A 16937-nucleotide genomic window follows, 5' to 3' on the forward strand; every position below is an offset into this window, starting at 1 on the left:
ACAGTGCGGTCACGAGGGTGGTCATGTTCGTCGTCACAAACGGATCTTGACCACCCTCGCCTCATGCCCGCAGGCATTCGGAAAGACTCGTCTAGTACCGGCCGCTCAGATGATCGAGCAGGATGTCGTGGAGGAGACCGTTGGAGGCGGCCGCGTTGCCGCTGTGCGGGCCCGGGCGCCCGTCGAGGCCCGTGAAGGAGCCGCCCGCCTCGGTCACGATGATCGCGGGCGCCGCCATGTCCCACAGGGACAGCTCGGGCTCGGCGCAGATGTCGACCGAGCCCTCGGCGACCATCATGTACGGCCAGAAGTCGCCGTAGCCGCGGGTGCGCCACACGGCGCGCGTCAGGTCGAGGAAGCCACTGAGTCGGCCCTGCTCCTCCCAGCCGGAGAGGGAGGAGTACGCGAAGGACGCGTCCGACAGCTGCGAGACGTGCGAGACGTGCAGCCGGGACGCCGAGGACAGGCTGCGGCCGGTAAACGCGCCATGGCCCTGGGCGGCCCACCAGCGGCGGCCCAACGCGGGCGCGGAGACGAGGCCGACGACGGGCTGGAAGCCCCCCTCACCCGCCTCCATCAGGGAGATCAGCGTGGCCCACACCGGCACACCGCGTACGTAGTTCTTGGTGCCGTCGATCGGGTCGATCACCCAGCGGCGCGGACCCGTGCCCTCGATGCCGTACTCCTCCCCGAGGATCGCGTCGCGCGGCCGGGCGCGCTGCAGCTGGCCGCGGATCAGCTCCTCGGCGGCCTTGTCGGCCTCGCTCACCGGCGTCATGTCCGGTTTGGTCTCGACCTTGAGGTCGAGGGCCTTGAACCGGTCCATGGTCGCGGCGTCGGCCGCGTCCGCGAGCACATGGGCGAGACGCAGGTCATCGAGATAGTCGGGCATGACCGAACGGTATCCGTCTCCTGGCGCAGACGGCCACACGACCGGGGGGATCTTCACGGTCGAGTGATCAGCAGCCGTCGTGCGATCACGGGGTGCGGTGACCGGCGCGCGCCCCCGGGCGCCGCCGAGAACCCTTGACAGTGCTCGTACACGAGTCAAATCTGTGCGTCAGAGCCGCCGGCCCCGAGGGAGGCGATGATGCCTGCAGCGCGGGAATCCCTACTGGACGCCGCCTACAGCGCGCTCGAGCGCCGCCCGTGGTCCGCTGTACGCATGGTGGACGTGGCCGCCGTGGCTGCTGTCTCCCGGCAGACGCTGTACAACGAGTTCGGCAGCAAGGAGGGGCTCGGCCGGGCCCTGGTGCGCCGGGAGGCCGACGGCTACCTCGCCGGTGTGGAGCGCGCGCTCGCCGCCCCCGTGAACGCCCGCGAGCGGCTGGCCGCGGCCGCCGAATGGACCGCCTCGACAGCGCGTGGCAACGCTCTGGTCCGTGCCATGCTCACCGGCTGCTGGAGCGAACAGCTACCGTCGCCCTCACTCGCGGCCGTGCCGTCCACCACCGCGGTGCCCGCGCAGCGCCGGGCCGACGGCCCGCTGCCGTCCCCGGCGGACCTCGTGGCCCAGGTCCGTGATCGCGCCGTCGCCGCGGTGGCCGGGCCCGGGATGAGCAAGGCGGACGTCGCCGAGCTGGCTCGGTCGTGTGAGCTGGTCGTCCGGCTCTCGGTGTCCTGCGTCTCGGCTCCGCCGGGGGAGGGCGGTGTCGCGGAGCTGGTGCGTCATGCGCTGCCGCGGCGGCTTCGGTGAAAGGCGCGCCTGCCGGGGCGCCGGGCGATGCGGGTGCCAGGGTGCGGCTGCCCGTGCGCGCAAGTGTTGCGCAGGCGTATGGGCACTGCCTCGCCACCCCCGAAGGGGCGCACCCCGTTCATTGTGCCGATCCCGAGAGTTGCAGGCCGATCACGCCCATGATCACCAGACTGATCGAGACGATCTTCAGCGTGGAGACCAGGTCACCGAGGAAGACCATGCCGTAGATCGCTGTCCCGGCGGCGCCGATGCCCGTCCACACCGCGTACGCCGGGCCCACGTCGAGCCTCCTCAGGGAGAGGGTCAGCAGTCCGAAGCTGCCGAGGGCGAAGCAGCAGAACGCGACCGTGGGCCACAGCCTGGTGAAACCGTGCGAGAGCTTGAGGCAGACGGCGAATCCGGTCTCGAGAAGCCCGGCCACGATGACCAGCAGCCACGCCATGTCTTGTCCTCCCGAGTCCCCACGTCGACTGCCCCGCCTGGTCAAATCCGGCCCGGTAAGCATTCTCCTGCCGTCCACGGGCCCAAACAACGCGGAGGTCAGTCCCCTTCCTTCCGCTCGCGGGTGGCCAGCAGTCGGCGCAGTGAGTAAAGCCGTGCGGGATCCGCGTGCCCCTCGGTCACCCATGCGTCCAGCGCGCAGTCCGGTTCGTCGTGGCTGCACGCCCGAGGACAGCCTTCGGTGCCGGGCTCCAGGTCCGGGAAGGCGTGGATCACCCGCGAGGGGTCGATGTGCGCGAGGCCGAAGGACCGTACGCCCGGGGTGTCGACCACCCAGCCTTCCGCTTCCCACAACGGCAGCGCGAGCGCCGAGGTCGTGGTGTGCCTGCCCCGGCCGGTCACCGCGTTCACCTGACCAGTCGTACGCCGCCGGTCCTCCGGCACCAATGCGTTGACCAGGGTCGTCTTGCCCACGCCGGAGTGTCCGACGAACGCCGTGACCTTGCCGTCCAGATGCTCACGCACCTGGTCCGCCGCGTTCCCGCTCTCCAGTTCCTCGCGGCTGGTGACGATGTACGGGATGTCCAGGGCGCCGTAGAGCTCAAGGAGCTTGTCGGGCGGAGCGAGGTCCGACTTGGTCATCACCAGCAACGGTTCGAGGCCGCCGTCGTAGGCCGCGACCAGACAGCGGTCGATCAGGCGCGGGCGCGGCTCGGGGTCGGCGAGGGCGGTGACGATGGCGAGCTGGTCGGCGTTGGCGACGACCACGCGCTCGTAGGGATCGTCGTCGTCGGCGGTGCGGCGCAGGACGGATGCGCGCTCCTGGATGCGGACGATGCGGGCGAGAGTGTCCTTCGTGCCGGACAGATCGCCGACGAGAGCGACGCGGTCGCCGACCACCGCGGCTTTGCGGCCCAGCTCGCGGGCTTTCATCGCCACGACCGTACGGTCGTCGACGAGGCAGGTCAGCCGGCCGCGGTCGACGGTGAGGACCATGCCCTCGGCCGCGTCTTCGTGCTTGGGTCGGATGTTCGTCCGTGGCCGGTTGCCCTTGCGGTTCGGGCGGGTCCGGATGTCGTCCTCGTCGGTGTGCTTGCCGTAGCGGCGCATGATCTTGAGTCCGCCCGTCAGTTCCCGAGCATCCCGGTCCACAGGTCGGGAAAGTCCGGCAGTGTCTTGGCCGTCGTCGCCACGTTCTCGATCCGCACACCCTCGACCACCAGGCCGATGACCGCGCCCGCGGTGGCCATGCGGTGGTCGTCGTACGTGTGGAAGACCCCGCCGTGCAGGGGGCGTGGGTGGATGCGCAGGCCGTCGGCGGTCTCCGTGACGTCGCCGCCCAGCTCGTTGATCTCCTTGGTGAGCGCGGCCAGGCGGTCCGTCTCGTGCAGTCGCAGATGGGCCACACCACGCAGGGTGGAGGGGGAGTCGGCGAGGGCCGCGACCGCCGCGATGCCCGGCGTCAGCTCGCCGACTTCGCTCAGGTCCACGTCGATGCCGTGGATGGCACCCGAACCGGTGAACTCGAGGCCGCGTTCGGTCAGGGCGCAGGAACCGCCCATCTCGGTGAAGATCTCGCGCAGCCGGTCGCCGGGCTGGGTCGTGTGCGTCGGCCAGTCGGGGATCACGACCGTGCCGCCGGTGACCAGGGCGGCCGCGAGGAACGGCTGGGCGTTGGAGAGATCGGGCTCGATGGTGAGGTCACGGCCGAGCAGGGCACCCGGAGTGACCCGCCAGACGTCGGGCTCGCCGCCCGACTCCGGGGTGTCCACCTGGGCACCGACCGCGCGCAGCATGTCGACGGTCATCCGGATGTGCGGCAGGGAAGGCAGGGTCGAGCCGGTGTGGCGGACCTCGACGCCCTGGTTGAAGCGCGGGGCGGACAGCAGCAGGGCGCTCACGAACTGGGAGGACGAGGACGCGTCGACCGACACCCGGCCGCCGTCCAGCGCGCCGCCGCCGTGCACGGTCAGCGGGAGCGCGCCGCGGCCGTCGTCGTCGATACGGGCCCCGAGGACGCGCAGGGCGTCGATCACGCCGTTCAGGGGGCGCTCGTAGGAGCGGGCGTCGCCGTCGAAGCGGATCGGGCCGTCGGCGAGCGCGGCCACCGGGGGCAGGAAGCGCATCACGGTGCCGGCGTTGCCGACATCGACCGTGGCCGGACCCTGCAGCGCGGCCGGGATCACGCGCCAGGTCTCGCCGGAGCCGTCCGGCCCCCCTGCGACGGAGGAACTGGATGTCACCGTCTCCTCGATGCCGACGCCCATCGCGCGCAGGGCGGCGGCCATCAGCAGGGTGTCGCGGGAGCGCAGAGGGCGGCGCAGCCAGCCGGGCTCGGAGGCCAGGGCCGCGAGGACGAGGGCACGGTTGGTGACCGACTTGGACCCCGGCACGTGGACTGTCGCGTCGACGGCTCCGCTCGCGTGCGGGGCGGGCCAGAGGGCGGTGTGTGCGGGGTTTACGGTCATGCGCTCCACTTTAGTGGCTGCACCGGCGCGGAATTCTTGATCGAAAGTGCCGGGACGCCGGCGAAACGCCTGCCTGGTGACCGGGTGGATGGTGTGCACACCGGTGGACACGCATGGTCACGCAGGGCACCGGCTCGTCAGAGCCGCAGCAGCCACCGTCCGCCCCCCATCAAAGAGCACAGCGACACCGTGTGGAACAGGAAGAGCCAGAGGGCGGCCGGTACATGGGTCAGCCGCGACAACTGGTCCGCGTCCGATTCCCCGGCACCTTCGCGCGCCCGCTTGGCCTGCAGTTCGAAGGCCGGTCGTACGCCTCCGATCAGCAGGAACCACACGACCGCGTAGGCGAACGCCGCCTGCACCTGCGGGCCCGTCAGCCATGACACGAGCAGGAACGTGCCGCCGGTGAGTACGACCGTCAGTGCCCCGTACGCGTTGCGGATCATCGCCAGCATCGTCACGAGCAGCGCCGTGGCCAGCCACAGCAGCAGGGTGATGTGCCCGGCGGCGAGCAGTGCCGCGCCACCGAGCCCGAGGAGCGGGGGAGCGGTGTAGCCGGCGGCGGCCGTGAGGATCATGCCGAGGCCGTATGGCTTACCACGGCTGACGGTGAGGCCGCTGGTGTCGGAGTGCAGCTGGATACCGGTGAGAGTACGGCCGGTGAGCAGCGCCACCAGCCCATGACCGCCCTCGTGCGCGATGGTGATGGCGTTGCGCGCTATCCGCCACACGCCGCGCGGCACGACCACGGCGAGCGCGGCGACCACGGTGGCGATCACCACCCACCGGTCGGGGTCGGGCTGGCTTGCGAAAACCGAGTCCCAGAGGTCGGGCAGCGAGGTCGAGGCGAGGCTGTCCATCTGTGGCGTGACTCCTGGGATCTGTCGCGTTGGATCTGGCAGTGTGGCACGTATGTGCGGACGGTATGCAGCTAGTCGCAGGCCCGAGGATCTCGCAGCAATCTTTGAGGTCGAGAGGGCGGTCCCCCCGGAGGAGAGCCTGGCGCCCGACTACAACGTGGCCCCGACCAAGGAGGTCTACGCGGTCCTGGACCGTCCTGTGAAAGACGCGGAGGACAAACGGCCGGTTCGCCAGCTGCGCAGGCTGAAGTGGGGACTCGTCCCGTCCTGGGCGAAGTCACCCGAGGGCGGCGCCCGGATGATCAACGCACGTGCGGAGACGGTGCACGAGAAGCCGTCCTACCGCCGCCCCTTCGTCGCCCGGCGGTGCATCCTCCCCGCGGACGGCTACTACGAGTGGGTCACCGGGAAGCAGGAGCGCGACCTGGAAGCCGAGGGAAGGAAGAAGCGGCCGCGCAAGCAGCCGTACTTCGTACTGCCCGCCGACGGCTCGGTCTTCGCCATGGCAGGCCTGTACGAGTTCTGGCGCGACCGGACGCTTCCGGACGACCACCCGCAGGCCTGGTGGGCGACCTGCTCGGTGATCACGACGGAGGCGGAGACGACCCCACTGGCCGTGGCCCCGGCCGAGGGCCCGCGCACCCTGTTCGACATCCACCCCCGTATGCCCCTGATGCTCACCCCGGACCGTTGGGACGCCTGGCTCGACCCTGCCAACACGGACCCGGACGCCCTGCGCGACCTGCTCGCCCCGCCCCCCGCCGGACTGATGCGCGCGTACGCGGTCTCCACCGTGGTCAGCAGCGTCCGCAACAACGGCCCGGAGTTGCTGAAGGAGCTGGACGGCCCCGAAGAGGGCACACTCTTCTGACGTGACGGTTGTGACAGAAAGCATCGAGACCGACGCCGGTATTGCCCGGATCACCTGGCACCGGGCGGCACGGGCGAGGCTCGTGCTCGCCCTCGGCCACGGCGCCGGCGGCGGTGTCGAGGCGCGCGACCTCCAGGCGCTGGCCCGGGAGCTGCCCGCGCACGGCGTGAGCGTCGCGCTCGTCGAGCAGCCCTGGCGCGTGGCGGGCAAGAAGGTGGCATCGGCGCCGAAGACGCTGGACGCGGGCTGGCGCGGGCTGTGGCCCGCCCTCGGCAGGCCGGGGCAGCCCGTGATCGCCGGCGGGCGCAGCGCCGGGGCCCGGGTCGCCTGCCGCACCGCCGGCGAGCTTGGCGCGGCCGCGGTGCTCGCACTCGGGTTCCCCCTCCACCCGCCGGGCCGGCCCGAGAAGTCCCGGGCCGAGGAGCTGCTCGGCGCCGGTGTGCCCACGCTCGTCGTCCAGGGCGGCAAGGACCCGTTCGGAAGGCCGGAGGAGTTTCCCACCGGTACGTTCCAGATCGTCGAGGTGCCCTACGGCGATCACGGCTTCGCGGTGCCGAAACGGGCGGACATCACCCAGGAACAGGCTCTGGAGATCATCACCGATGCCGTAGTGAAGTGGACGGCGTCACTCGGGTGACGCCCGGGAATGTTGCGGGGCGGGCCGATGTTGTGGGCATCAGACAGCCCTTCCGGGCTGCACCGTACGTACGAGAGGAAGTCCGCCGCATGGGTTCCACCAGCTGCCCTCCCGTCACCCATAGCCCTTCCGCCGACGCGCTGCGCGAGGCGCCTCGCGACTCCCGTCGCGGCAGCGCTGACCTGGACTGGACGGTGCTGCACGCGACGAAGACAGCTCCTATTCGGGCGGCGGCGGGCAAGGATGTTCGTCTATCCTCCGATTCCAGTGGGACCGCATTCGGTCCTGCCACGTCGCTGGAGGAGGTGGGTCCGGTCACTGGGACCGACGCAGGGACCGAACACGGCCAGGCGGAACAGCCCGAGAGCCGAGGCACGGGTATGGAATCGTCCGCGGCGCGCAGCGCGCGCTTCGAGCGGGACGCGCTCGAATTCCTCGACCAGATGTACTCCGCCGCCCTGCGGATGACACGCAACCCGGCCGACGCCGAGGACCTGGTGCAGGAGATGTACGCGAAGGCGTACGCCTCCTTCCACCAGTTCCGCGAGGGCACCAACCTCAAGGCGTGGCTGTACCGGATCCTCACCAACACTTTCATCAACTCCTACCGCAAGAAGCAGCGCGAACCGCAGCGCAGCGCGGCCGAGGAGATCGAGGACTGGCAGCTCGCGCGCGCCGAGTCGCACATGTCGACCGGTCTGCGATCCGCCGAGTCGCAGGCGCTCGACCACCTGCCCGACTCGGACGTCAAGGAGGCGCTGCAGGCGATCCCCGAGGAATTCCGCATCGCCGTCTATCTCGCGGACGTGGAGGGCTTTGCGTACAAGGAGATCGCGGACATCATGGGGACACCCATCGGTACGGTGATGTCCCGGCTGCACCGGGGCCGCCGTCAACTGCGCGGCATGCTCGAGGACTACGCCCGAGAGCGTGGACTGGTCCCGGCCGGAGCCGGCAAGTCGAACGAAGCGAAAGGCTCGGGCTCATGAGCTGCGGAGAGTCGCACGAGACGGACTGCGGTGAGGTCCTCGACCACCTCTATGAGTTCCTCGACAGCGAGATGCCGGACATCGACCGCACCAAGATCCAGCACCACTTCGAGGAATGCTCGCCGTGCCTGGAGAAGTACGGCCTGGAGCAGGCCGTGAAGAAGCTGGTCAAGCGGTGCTGCGGCCATGACGACGTGCCGAGCGACCTCCGGGCGAAGGTCATGGGCCGTATCGAGCTGATCCGCTCGGGCGAGACGGTGCCCGAGCACGACGTGACGGCGACACCGCAGGAGTCCTGAACTCCCGTCCCGCGTAAGCATGGTGGCGAACCCGGTGGCTGGTCACCCGAACGTGCGAATGCACGTGTCGTAGGCCGGCGGGATCCTCCACTGCCGCTCCCGTGCGCCGCCCACCTCTCCCAGGGCTGTCCCGTAGTAAGAGGCATGACCGTGCCCGCCAGGTCCGGGTCGGGCAGGAGCCGTGGGGGAGTGCGTGATGGGGCCTCGGCATGGGTACGCGTGTACATCGGCGTGGCGCAGCACTCACGCACTCCAGATCGCACGGAAGCCCTGTCGATCGACAGCAACTCACAACCCCTACCGGGAACAGCCGGTCAGCGCCAGAATCGTCCTGCCGGCAACGGGGTAACCGATGGGTAATGAGCGCCCGTCCGGCCCCACGTGGTTGGATGCGAGGAGAGGGGTGGGGGCACAGCTCGGCCCATGGCCCCGCAGGCATCAAGGGACCGGCAGGCGGGAAACGCAAGGGACTGGCAGGCGGGAATCGTGAGGATCTTCGGGAAAGGACGGCACCGGCCCTCCGCCTCCTGGCGGCAGGCCACCGACCGCGCGTTCACACTGATCGGTGACGGCCGGTACGAGGACGCGGGAGCGCTGCTGACCCGCGCCGCGGACCTGGAGCCCTGGCTGTCGGAGTCCTGGTTCAACCTCGCCCTGCTGCACAAGTTCCGCCACGACTGGGAGCAGGCCCGCGCCGCAGGACTGCGCGCCGTTGCCCTGCTCGACCGGGAGACCGGGGCGCCCGACTGGTGGAACGTCGGCATCGCCGCCACCGCCCTGCAGGACTGGCCGCTGGCCCGCCGCGCCTGGCAGGCGTACGGCCTCAGGGTCCCGGGCGGCACCACCGTCTCCGGCGAGCCGACCAGGATGGAACTGGGCAGCGCGGCCGTACGACTGTCGCCGGAGGGCGAGGCCGAGGTCGTCTGGGGGCGCAGGCTGGACCCCGCCCGTATCGAGGTGCTCTCCATTCCGCTGCCGTCCTCCGGGCGCCGCTGGGGCGAGGTCGTGCTGCACGACGGCGTGCCGCACGGTGAGCGCACGACGGCCGCCGGGCACGCGTATCCCGTCTTCGACGAGATCGAGCTGTGGGCGCCCTCGCCGGTGCCCACCTGGGTCGTGCTGCTGGAGGCCGCGTCCGAGGACGACCGGGACGCGCTGGAGCAACTGGCCGCCGACGCCGGTTTCGCCGCCGAGGACTGGTCCTCGTCAGTGCGGCTGCTGTGCCGTATGTGCTCCGAGTCCCGGATGCCGTCCGATGAGGGCGACGGCGAGCACCTGGACCCGCACGACCACAGCGAGCCCGGGCATCCGGGACCGCTGGGACACCGCAAGGACGGGCAACTGTGGGTGCCCGAACGGGAGTGCGGTATCGCGGCCCCCGCCTCGCTGGTGCGCGGACTGCTCGACGGCTGGGTGGCGGACAGCCCGGACTCCCGGGACTGGCGGGACCTCGAAGAGGTCTGCTGACCCCGGGACCAGCCCGGACCACCTCGGGGATTCCGGGGAAGGCACGCGGCCGCGCCCCGTAGGCTGTACTCACAGGTTCTCTCAGAGGTTGCAGGAAGGCGTACGTCGGTCATGGCGCAGCAGGACACCGATCAGCAGCACGCGGGCGTGCTCCCCGTGGACGACGAAGGCTTCGTCATCGACACCGAGGACTGCGAGGAGCGTGAGGCGGTCTGGCGCGAGCGCGGGACGTCGCGGCCGATCACAGTCGTCGGGAATCCGGTGCTGCACAAGGAGTGCAAGGACGTCACCGAGTTCGGCGAGGAGCTTCAGCAGCTGGTCGCGGACATGTTCGCCAGCCAGCGCACCGCCGAGGGCGTGGGCCTCGCCGCCAACCAGATCGGCGTCGACCTGAAGGTCTTCGTCTACGACTGCATGGACGACGAGGGCGTGCGGCACGTGGGTGTCGTCTGCAACCCCCGACTCGTCGACCTGCCTGCCGACCGGCGCCGCCTGGACGACAGCAACGAGGGATGCCTGTCCGTACCGACCGCGTACGCGCCGCTCGCCCGCCCCGACTACGCCGAGGTCACCGGGCAGGACGAGAAGGGCAACCCGATCAAGGTGCGCGGCACCGGCTACTTCGCCCGGTGCCTGCAGCACGAGACGGACCACCTGTACGGCTACCTCTACATCGACCGGCTCTCCAAGCGCGAACGCAAGGACGCGCTGCGGCAGATGGCCGAGAACGAGCCCCGCTACCCCGTGGTGGCCAACGACTGAGCCATCCGCCGGACGGCCCGCGGCGAACCTCCGCGCGGTCGCTGAACGGCCTTGGAGATAACGAGAGTTGGGGCGAGCAAGCCCTGGATGACGGCGCCCGGCCGGGTTTCCCACCCGGCCGGGCGCCGTTCTGTCGCTCATATGTGCGACACATCTCCGGTGCTTGTGCGCATCACTGATCTCTCATCCGTCGCAGGGGGCATTCGCGGCTCCACTGGGGTAGTGAATGTGCAAATCCATTCCCGTGGCGCTCAGTTGTAGGGCTGAATGGAAAGCACGGGGATGCTCAACGGCGCGCGCCCGGCACGGCAGGGGGGCGTGACGCCATCGGCGGCTGAGAGGGGTTTGTTCCGTGCCAGCTTTCCCGCACAGCACTTCATCGACGACGACCGTGGTCGCGGTCCCACCGGCACTGTCCCTGCCGGTGATCGAGACCGGGTTTCCTCGGCAACTGCACCCGTATTGGCCCCGCTTGCAGGAGAAGACGCGCTCCTGGTTGCTGGAAAAGCGGCTCATGCCGGCGGACAAGGTCGAAGAGCACGCCGACGGGCTCTGCTACACCGACCTCATGGCGGGCTACTACATCGGGGCACCGGAGGAGGTCCTGCAGGCGATAGCCGACTACAGCGCGTGGTTCTTCGTCTGGGACGACCGCCACGACCGCGACATCGTACACCGTCGGCCGACCGCCTGGCAGACACTCAGGCTCCAACTGCATACGGCTCTGGGCTCCCCGGGGCACCACCTGTACCACCCTGATCCCCTGGTCGCGGGGTTCGCGGACAGTGTGGTGCGGCTGTACACGTTTCTCGGCCCCAAGTGGAACGCGCGCTTCGCCCGGCACTTCCACGCGGTGATCGAGGCGTACGACCGGGAGTTCCGCAACCGCACCATGGGCGTGGTCCCGACGGTCGACGCCTACCTCGAACTACGGCGGCTCACCTTCGCGCACCGGATCTGGACCGATCTGCTGGAGCCGAGCGCGCGGTGCGAACTGCCCGACGCGGTGCGGAAACACCCGGCGTACCGGCGGGCGGCACTACTGAGCCAGGAATTCGCCGCCTGGTACAACGATCTGTGCTCGCTCCCCAAGGAGATCGCAGGAGACGAGGTTCACAATCTCGGAATAAGCCTCATTCATCACCAGGGGCTGACCATCGAAGAGGCCATCAAGGAAGTACGGCGACGGATCGAGGAATGCATATCCGAATTCCTTGTCGCTGAAAAGGAGGTGCTGCAGTTCGCCGACACTCTTGCGGATGGAACTCTGCGGGGCAAGGAACTGAGCTTCGCCGTGAAGGCGATCGTCGCAAATATGCGGAACTGGTTCAGTGCCGTGTACTGGTTCCACCACGAGTCCGGCCGGTACATGGTCGACAGCTGGGATGACCGCTCGACACCGCCATATGTCAACAACGAAGCGGTAGGTGAGAAATGACCCTCGAATCCTCTCCCCATCTCCCGGCAGCCGTACCCGCTTGCGGAGCGCTTCCCGGCCCTGGAGACCCGGCGGGGTCGCGCGTTCCACCGCTCGCCGGTGGTGGCATACCCCTCCTCGGGCATGGCTGGAAACTGGCCCGCGACCCGCTGGGCCTGCTGTGCCGACTGCGGGACCACGGTGACGTCGTACGGCTGAGGCTCGGCCCGAAGACGGTGTACGCGGTCACCACTCCGGACCTGACCGGAGCCCTCGCGCTCAGCACCGACTACCAGATCGGCGGCGCGCTGTGGGAGTCCCTCGAAGGTCTGCTCGGCAAGCAGGGAGTGGCCACCACGAACGGGCCGCTGCACCGGCGTCAGCGGCGGGCGATCCAACCCGCCTTCCGGCGGGAGGCCATCCCCGCCTACGGGCCGATCATGGAGGAGGAGGCGTACGCGCTGGTGGACCGCTGGGGGTCCCGCCAGGCCATCGACGTCACCGCCGAGTCATTCCGTGTGGCCGTCCGTGTCGTCGCCCGCTGTCTGATGCGCGGCAGCTACATGGACGAGCGGTCCGACCGGATATGCGCCGCGCTCGCCACGCTCTTCAGCAGCATGTACCAGCGCATGGTCCTGCCGCTCGGACCGCTGTACCGCCTGCCGCTTCCGGCCAACCGCGAATTCAACCGGGCATTGGCCGATTTGCATCTCCTGGTCGATGAGATCATCGCCGCCCGCCGGGCGTCGGGCCAAAAGCCGGACGATTTGCTGACGGCTTTGCTGGAGGCGAAGGACGAGAACGGCGAGCCCATTGGGGAACAAGAGATTCACGATCAGGTCGTCGCGATAGTCACCGCCGGCAGCGAAACAGTGGGATCCATGGTGATGTCGCTCCTGCAGGTCCTCACCGACCACCCCGAGCATACGGACAAGATCCGCGACGAGGTGAAAACCGTCGTGGGTGACCGGCCGGTCTCATTCGACGATGTCCGAAAATTGACGCACACCGTGAATGTCATAGTGGAAGCAATGCGTTTGCGTCCCGCTGTATGGATATTGACGCGGCGGGCGGTGACCGATGCCGAACTCGGCGGGTACCGCATCCCGGCCGGGGCAGACGTCGTGTACAGCCCGTACGCGATCCAGCGCGACCCCCGGTCGTACGACCGGCACACGAAGTTTGACCCTGACCGCTGGCTCCCGGAGCGCTCCAAGGATGTCCCCAAGCACGCGATGAGCCCGTTCGGCGTGGGCAACCGGAAGTGCCCGGGCGACCACTTCTCGATGGCCGAACTCACGCTCGTCACGGCGGTGGTGGCGTCCTCCTTCCGTTTCGAGCAGGCGCCCGGGTCCGACGACCGGCCCCGCATCGGCATCACGCTCCGCCCGCGCCGACTGCGATTGCGGGCCGTACCCCGGTGACCTGGCACGGGCGCACGTTCAGGGGCCTGCGAGCCCCTGAACGTGCGCCGGTGATCAGAAGTCCTCGTCCAGGTCGACGGTGCCCTCCACCGCGACCTGGTACGCCGACGGGCGCCGCTCGAAGAAGTTGGTCAGCTCCTGAACCCCCTGAAGCTCCATGAAGGAGAAGGGATTCTCGGAGCCGTACACCGGGGCGAAGCCGAGGCGCGTCAGGCGCTGGTCGGCGACGCACTCCAGGTACTGCCGCATCGAGTCGGTGTTCATGCCGGGAAGGCCGTCACCACACAGGTCGCGCGCGAACTGCAACTCGGCCTCGACGGCCTCCCGGAGCATGTCCGTCACCTGCTGCCGCAGCTCGTCGTCGAAGAGCTCCGGCTCCTCCTTGCGGACGGTGTCCACGACGTCGAAGGCGAAGCTCATGTGCATCGTCTCGTCACGGAACACCCAGTTGGTGCCGGTGGCGAGGCCGTGCAGCAGGCCCCGGCTGCGGAACCAGTAGACGTACGCGAAGGCACCGTAGAAGAAGAGCCCTTCGATGCATGCGGCGAAGCAGATGAGGTTGAGGAGGAAGCGGCGGCGGTCGGCCTTGGTCTCCAGCCGGTCCATCCGCTCCACGGAGTCCATCCATCGGAAGCAGAACTGTGCCTTCTCACGGATGGAAGGGATGTTCTCGATCGCCGCGAAGGCGGCGGCCCGCTCGTCCGGGTCGGGCAGATAGGTGTCCAGCAGCGTCAGATAGAACTGGACGTGGACTGCCTCCTCGAAGAGCTGCCGCGAGAGATACAGCCGCGCCTCGGGGGAGTTGATGTGCTTGTAGAGGGTCAGCACGAGGTTGTTCGCCACGATCGAGTCGCCCGTTGCGAAGAACGCGACCAGTCGGCCGATCAGGTGCTGTTCACCGGGCGAGAGCTTCGCGAGGTCGGCGACGTCCGAGTGGAGGTCGACCTCCTCCACGGTCCAGGTGTTCTTGATGGCGTCCCGGTAGCGCTCGTAGAAGTCGGGGTAGCGCATCGGGCGGAGCGTCAGCTCGAAGCCGGGGTCGAGCAGGTGGGCGTTACGCATCATTTCTGTCGGCGCGAAGCGCCGTCCTCCAGGAGTGGTGGTCGGGTGGCGGGCGGGGATTACTGGCAGGCCTCGCAGGATTCTGGGTTCTCCAGGGAGCAGGCGACGGCCTCCGGGTCGGCCACCTGTTGCACGGGGATCGTCGCGCGCGCGGCGCGGGCGATGCGGGTCGCCGGGCGCGAGCGCAGGTAGTACGTCGTCTTCAGGCCCTGCTTCCAGGCGTAGGCGTACATCGAGGAGAGCTTGCCGATGGTCGGCGTCTCCATGAACAGGTTCAGGGACTGCGCCTGGTCCAGGAACGGGGTGCGGGCGGCGGCCATGTCGATCAGGCCGCGCTGCGAGATCTCCCACGCCGTGCGGTACAGAGTCCGTACGTCCTCGGGGATCCAGGCGAAGTCCTGCACCGACCCGTTGGCGTCGCGTAGCGCCTCACGGGTACGGGCGTCCCAGACGCCGAGGTCCTTAAGGTCCTGCACCAGGTACGAGTTGACCTGGAGGAACTCGCCGGAGAGGGTCTCGCGCTTGAACAGGTTGGAGACCTGCGGCTCGATGCACTCGTAGGCGCCTGCGATCGACGCGATGGTCGCGGTCGGCGCGATGGCCAGCAGCAGCGAGTTGCGCATGCCGACGGCGGCGATGCGTTCCCTGAGCGCCGCCCAGCGCTCCGGCCAGGCCGGCTCGACGCCGTAGTGGTCGGGGTGCAGCACACCACGGGCGGTACGGGTCTTCTCCCAGGCCGGAAGCGGGCCGCTGCGCTCGGCGAGGTCGGCGGACGCCTCGTACGCGGCGAGCATGATGCGCTCGGCGACACGGGTGGACAGGGCCTTGGCCTGAGGCGAGTCGAAGGGCAGGCGCAGCTTGAAGAAGACATCCTGGAGCCCCATGGCACCGAGGCCGACGGGGCGCCACTTGGCGTTGGAGCGGCCCGCCTGCTCGGTCGGGTAGAAGTTGATGTCGACGACCCGGTCGAGGAAGGTGACGGCGGTGCGCACGGCGGCGTCCAGCCGCTCCCAGTCGAGGTCACCCGTCGCGGTGTCGACGAACGCGCCCAGATTGACGGACCCCAGGTTGCAGACGGCCGTCTCCCCGTCGTCCGTGACCTCCAGGATCTCCGTGCAGAGGTTGGAGGAGTGGATGACATGGCCCGGCTCGGCCGTCTGGTTGGCGGTGCGGTTGGCGGCGTCCTTGAACGTCATCCAGCCGTTGCCGGTCTGCGCCAGGGTGCGCATCATCCGGCCGTACAGATCACGGGCGGGCAGGGTCTTCTTGGCCAGGCCCTTCGCTTCGGCCGCGCGGTAGGCGGCGTCGAACTCCTCGCCCCACAGGTCAACCAACTCGGGTACGTCGGAGGGCGAGAACAGCGACCACTGCTGGTCGGTGTCGACCCGGCGCATGAACTCGTCCGGGATCCAGTGCGCGAGGTTGAGGTTGTGGGTGCGGCGGGCGTCCTCACCGGTGTTGTCGCGCAGCTCCAGGAACTCCTCGATGTCGGAGTGCCAGGTCTCCAGGTAGACCGCGGCCGCGCCCTTGCGCCGGCCGCCCTGGTTCACGGCGGCTACCGAGGCGTCGAGCGTCTTCAGGAACGGGACGATGCCGTTGGAGTGGCCGTTGGTGCCGCGGATCAGCGAACCGCGCGAGCGGATGCGGGAGTACGACAGTCCGATGCCGCCGGCGTGCTTCGAGAGGCGGGCCACCTGGTGGTAGCGGTCGTAGAGGGAGTCCAGCTCGTCCTTGGGCGAGTCGAGGAGGTAGCAGGACGACATCTGGGGATGCCGGGTACCGGAGTTGAAGAGCGTGGGGGAGGAGGGCAGGTAGTCGAGCCGGCTCATGAGCCCGTACAACGCGGCGACCTCGTCCAAGGAGCGGGGGGTGTCGTCCTCGGCGAGGCCGGAGGCGACGCGCAGCATGAAGTGCTGGGGCGTCTCGATGACCTTGCGGGTGATCGGGTGCCGCAGCAGGTAGCGGCTGTGGAGGGTGCGCAGGCCGAAGTAGCCGAAGCGGTCGTCGGCGTCGAGGTCGACGAGCGCGTCGAGACGGCCGGCGTGGAGGCGGACGAACGCGGCGGTGCGGTCGGCGATGAGCCCCTCCCGGTGTCCGACAGCGACGGACTCGGTGAAGGACGTGACGTTCTGAGAGGCGGCCTCGGCGGCGATGGAGCGGGTCAGCAGGCGGGCGGCGAGCCGGGAGTAGGCGGGGTCCTCGGAGATGAGACCGGCGGCCGCCTCCGTGGCCAGCTCGCGCAACTCCGTCTCGTCCGCGTGCGCGGAGCGGCCGCGCAGCGCGGCGGCGGCGACCCGGCCGGGGTCGGCGTCCGGGAGGTCGGCGGTCAGCTCGGTCAGGGTCCGCAGCAGTGCGGCACCGGGACCGTCGGTCCTGTCGGTCGCCGCGAGTGTCGCTGAAGCCGGGTCGGCTGGCGCGATGGTCACGTGGGGCTCTCCCTCGCTCGGCACGGGGCCTGGCGGAGGGCAGAGGGCAGCTCACGAGCGCACGAAGGCGTCGCGTCCACCGGCCCATTCCACGAGGCCCGGACGTCAGGGCGCCCGG

The 16937-nt window shown here is 69.5% G+C and carries 16 protein-coding genes; 9 read left to right on the plus strand and 7 right to left on the minus strand.

All coding sequences use genetic code 11. The annotated features are described in order from the left end of the window. Positions 1–91: 91 nt before the first annotated feature. Positions 92–892: a histidinol-phosphatase gene (gene hisN / locus ACWDEX_RS22650; RefSeq protein ID WP_450465582.1), complete on the minus strand. Its 801-nt coding sequence runs from the start codon at positions 890–892 to the stop codon at positions 92–94. Positions 893–1087: 195 nt separating this feature from the next. Between hisN and ACWDEX_RS22655 the strand changes: the two genes are divergently transcribed. Then, positions 1088–1696, plus strand: coding sequence for a TetR family transcriptional regulator (locus ACWDEX_RS22655; RefSeq protein WP_450465583.1), 609 nt, complete (start codon positions 1088–1090; stop codon positions 1694–1696). Positions 1697–1814: 118 nt separating this feature from the next. Here the strand turns inward: ACWDEX_RS22655 and ACWDEX_RS22660 are convergent, their stop codons facing one another. The 4 genes from ACWDEX_RS22660 to ACWDEX_RS22675 all read right to left on the minus strand — a co-directional run bounded on the left by ACWDEX_RS22660 (position 1815) and on the right by ACWDEX_RS22675 (position 5465). Next, the gene (locus tag ACWDEX_RS22660; RefSeq protein WP_450465585.1) at positions 1815–2138 is read right to left on the minus strand and encodes a DMT family transporter; all 324 of its coding nucleotides are present in this window, start codon (positions 2136–2138) and stop codon (positions 1815–1817) included. 98 nt (positions 2139–2236) lie between these two features. Further along, positions 2237–3247 (minus strand): ribosome small subunit-dependent GTPase A, encoded by a 1011-nt coding sequence (rsgA, locus tag ACWDEX_RS22665; RefSeq protein WP_450465723.1) that lies wholly within the window; start codon positions 3245–3247, stop codon positions 2237–2239. Between the two features lie 17 nt (positions 3248–3264). Beyond that, the gene (aroA, locus tag ACWDEX_RS22670; RefSeq protein ID WP_450465587.1) at positions 3265–4605 is read right to left on the minus strand and encodes a 3-phosphoshikimate 1-carboxyvinyltransferase; all 1341 of its coding nucleotides are present in this window, start codon (positions 4603–4605) and stop codon (positions 3265–3267) included. 137 nt (positions 4606–4742) lie between these two features. After that, positions 4743–5465, minus strand: a complete 723-nt coding sequence (locus ACWDEX_RS22675) for a M50 family metallopeptidase (protein ID WP_450465588.1) — start codon at positions 5463–5465, stop codon at positions 4743–4745. Between the two features lie 52 nt (positions 5466–5517). Here ACWDEX_RS22675 and ACWDEX_RS22680 point away from each other — a divergent pair, with 52 nt between their 5' ends. The 8 genes from ACWDEX_RS22680 (at position 5518) to ACWDEX_RS22715 (ending at position 13331) form a co-directional block, all read left to right on the plus strand. Next, positions 5518–6336, plus strand: coding sequence for an SOS response-associated peptidase (locus tag ACWDEX_RS22680; protein ID WP_450465590.1), 819 nt, complete (start codon positions 5518–5520; stop codon positions 6334–6336). 10 nt (positions 6337–6346) lie between these two features. Further along, a complete protein-coding gene (locus ACWDEX_RS22685; RefSeq protein WP_450465724.1) occupies positions 6347–6973 on the plus strand; it encodes an alpha/beta hydrolase family protein in 627 nt (208 codons plus the stop codon). 305 nt (positions 6974–7278) lie between these two features. Beyond that, entirely contained in the window at positions 7279–7962 is a 684-nt protein-coding gene (gene sigR / locus ACWDEX_RS22690; RefSeq protein ID WP_450465592.1) for an RNA polymerase sigma factor SigR, read from the plus strand. Continuing rightward, on the plus strand, positions 7959–8261 hold the full coding sequence (gene rsrA, locus ACWDEX_RS22695; protein WP_450465594.1) for a mycothiol system anti-sigma-R factor: 303 nt from the start codon (positions 7959–7961) through the stop codon (positions 8259–8261). Before sigR ends, rsrA begins: the two co-directional genes overlap by 4 nt. Positions 8262–8747: 486 nt before the next feature. After that, complete coding sequence (locus ACWDEX_RS22700; protein WP_450465596.1) at positions 8748–9728, plus strand: tetratricopeptide repeat protein; 981 nt, start codon at positions 8748–8750, stop codon at positions 9726–9728. A gap of 111 nt (positions 9729–9839) precedes the next feature. Next, positions 9840–10490: a peptide deformylase gene (gene def / locus ACWDEX_RS22705; RefSeq protein WP_450465597.1), complete on the plus strand. Its 651-nt coding sequence runs from the start codon at positions 9840–9842 to the stop codon at positions 10488–10490. 352 nt (positions 10491–10842) lie between these two features. Beyond that, positions 10843–11928, plus strand: a complete 1086-nt coding sequence (cyc1, locus tag ACWDEX_RS22710) for an epi-isozizaene synthase (RefSeq protein WP_450465598.1) — start codon at positions 10843–10845, stop codon at positions 11926–11928. Next, positions 11925–13331, plus strand: a complete 1407-nt coding sequence (locus tag ACWDEX_RS22715; protein WP_450465599.1) for a bifunctional albaflavenone monooxygenase/terpene synthase — start codon at positions 11925–11927, stop codon at positions 13329–13331. Before cyc1 ends, ACWDEX_RS22715 begins: the two co-directional genes overlap by 4 nt. A 54-nt stretch (positions 13332–13385) precedes the next feature. Here ACWDEX_RS22715 and ACWDEX_RS22720 read toward each other — a convergent pair whose 3' ends face one another. Both ACWDEX_RS22720 and ACWDEX_RS22725 read right to left on the minus strand, forming a co-directional pair. Continuing rightward, positions 13386–14393, minus strand: a complete 1008-nt coding sequence (locus ACWDEX_RS22720) for a ribonucleotide-diphosphate reductase subunit beta (protein ID WP_450465600.1) — start codon at positions 14391–14393, stop codon at positions 13386–13388. A gap of 59 nt (positions 14394–14452) precedes the next feature. Continuing rightward, positions 14453–16819 (minus strand): ribonucleoside-diphosphate reductase subunit alpha, encoded by a 2367-nt coding sequence (locus tag ACWDEX_RS22725; RefSeq protein WP_450465601.1) that lies wholly within the window; start codon positions 16817–16819, stop codon positions 14453–14455. Positions 16820–16937 lie beyond the last annotated feature (118 nt).

The sequence above is a fragment of the Streptomyces sp. NPDC001020 genome (assembly GCF_053599115.1).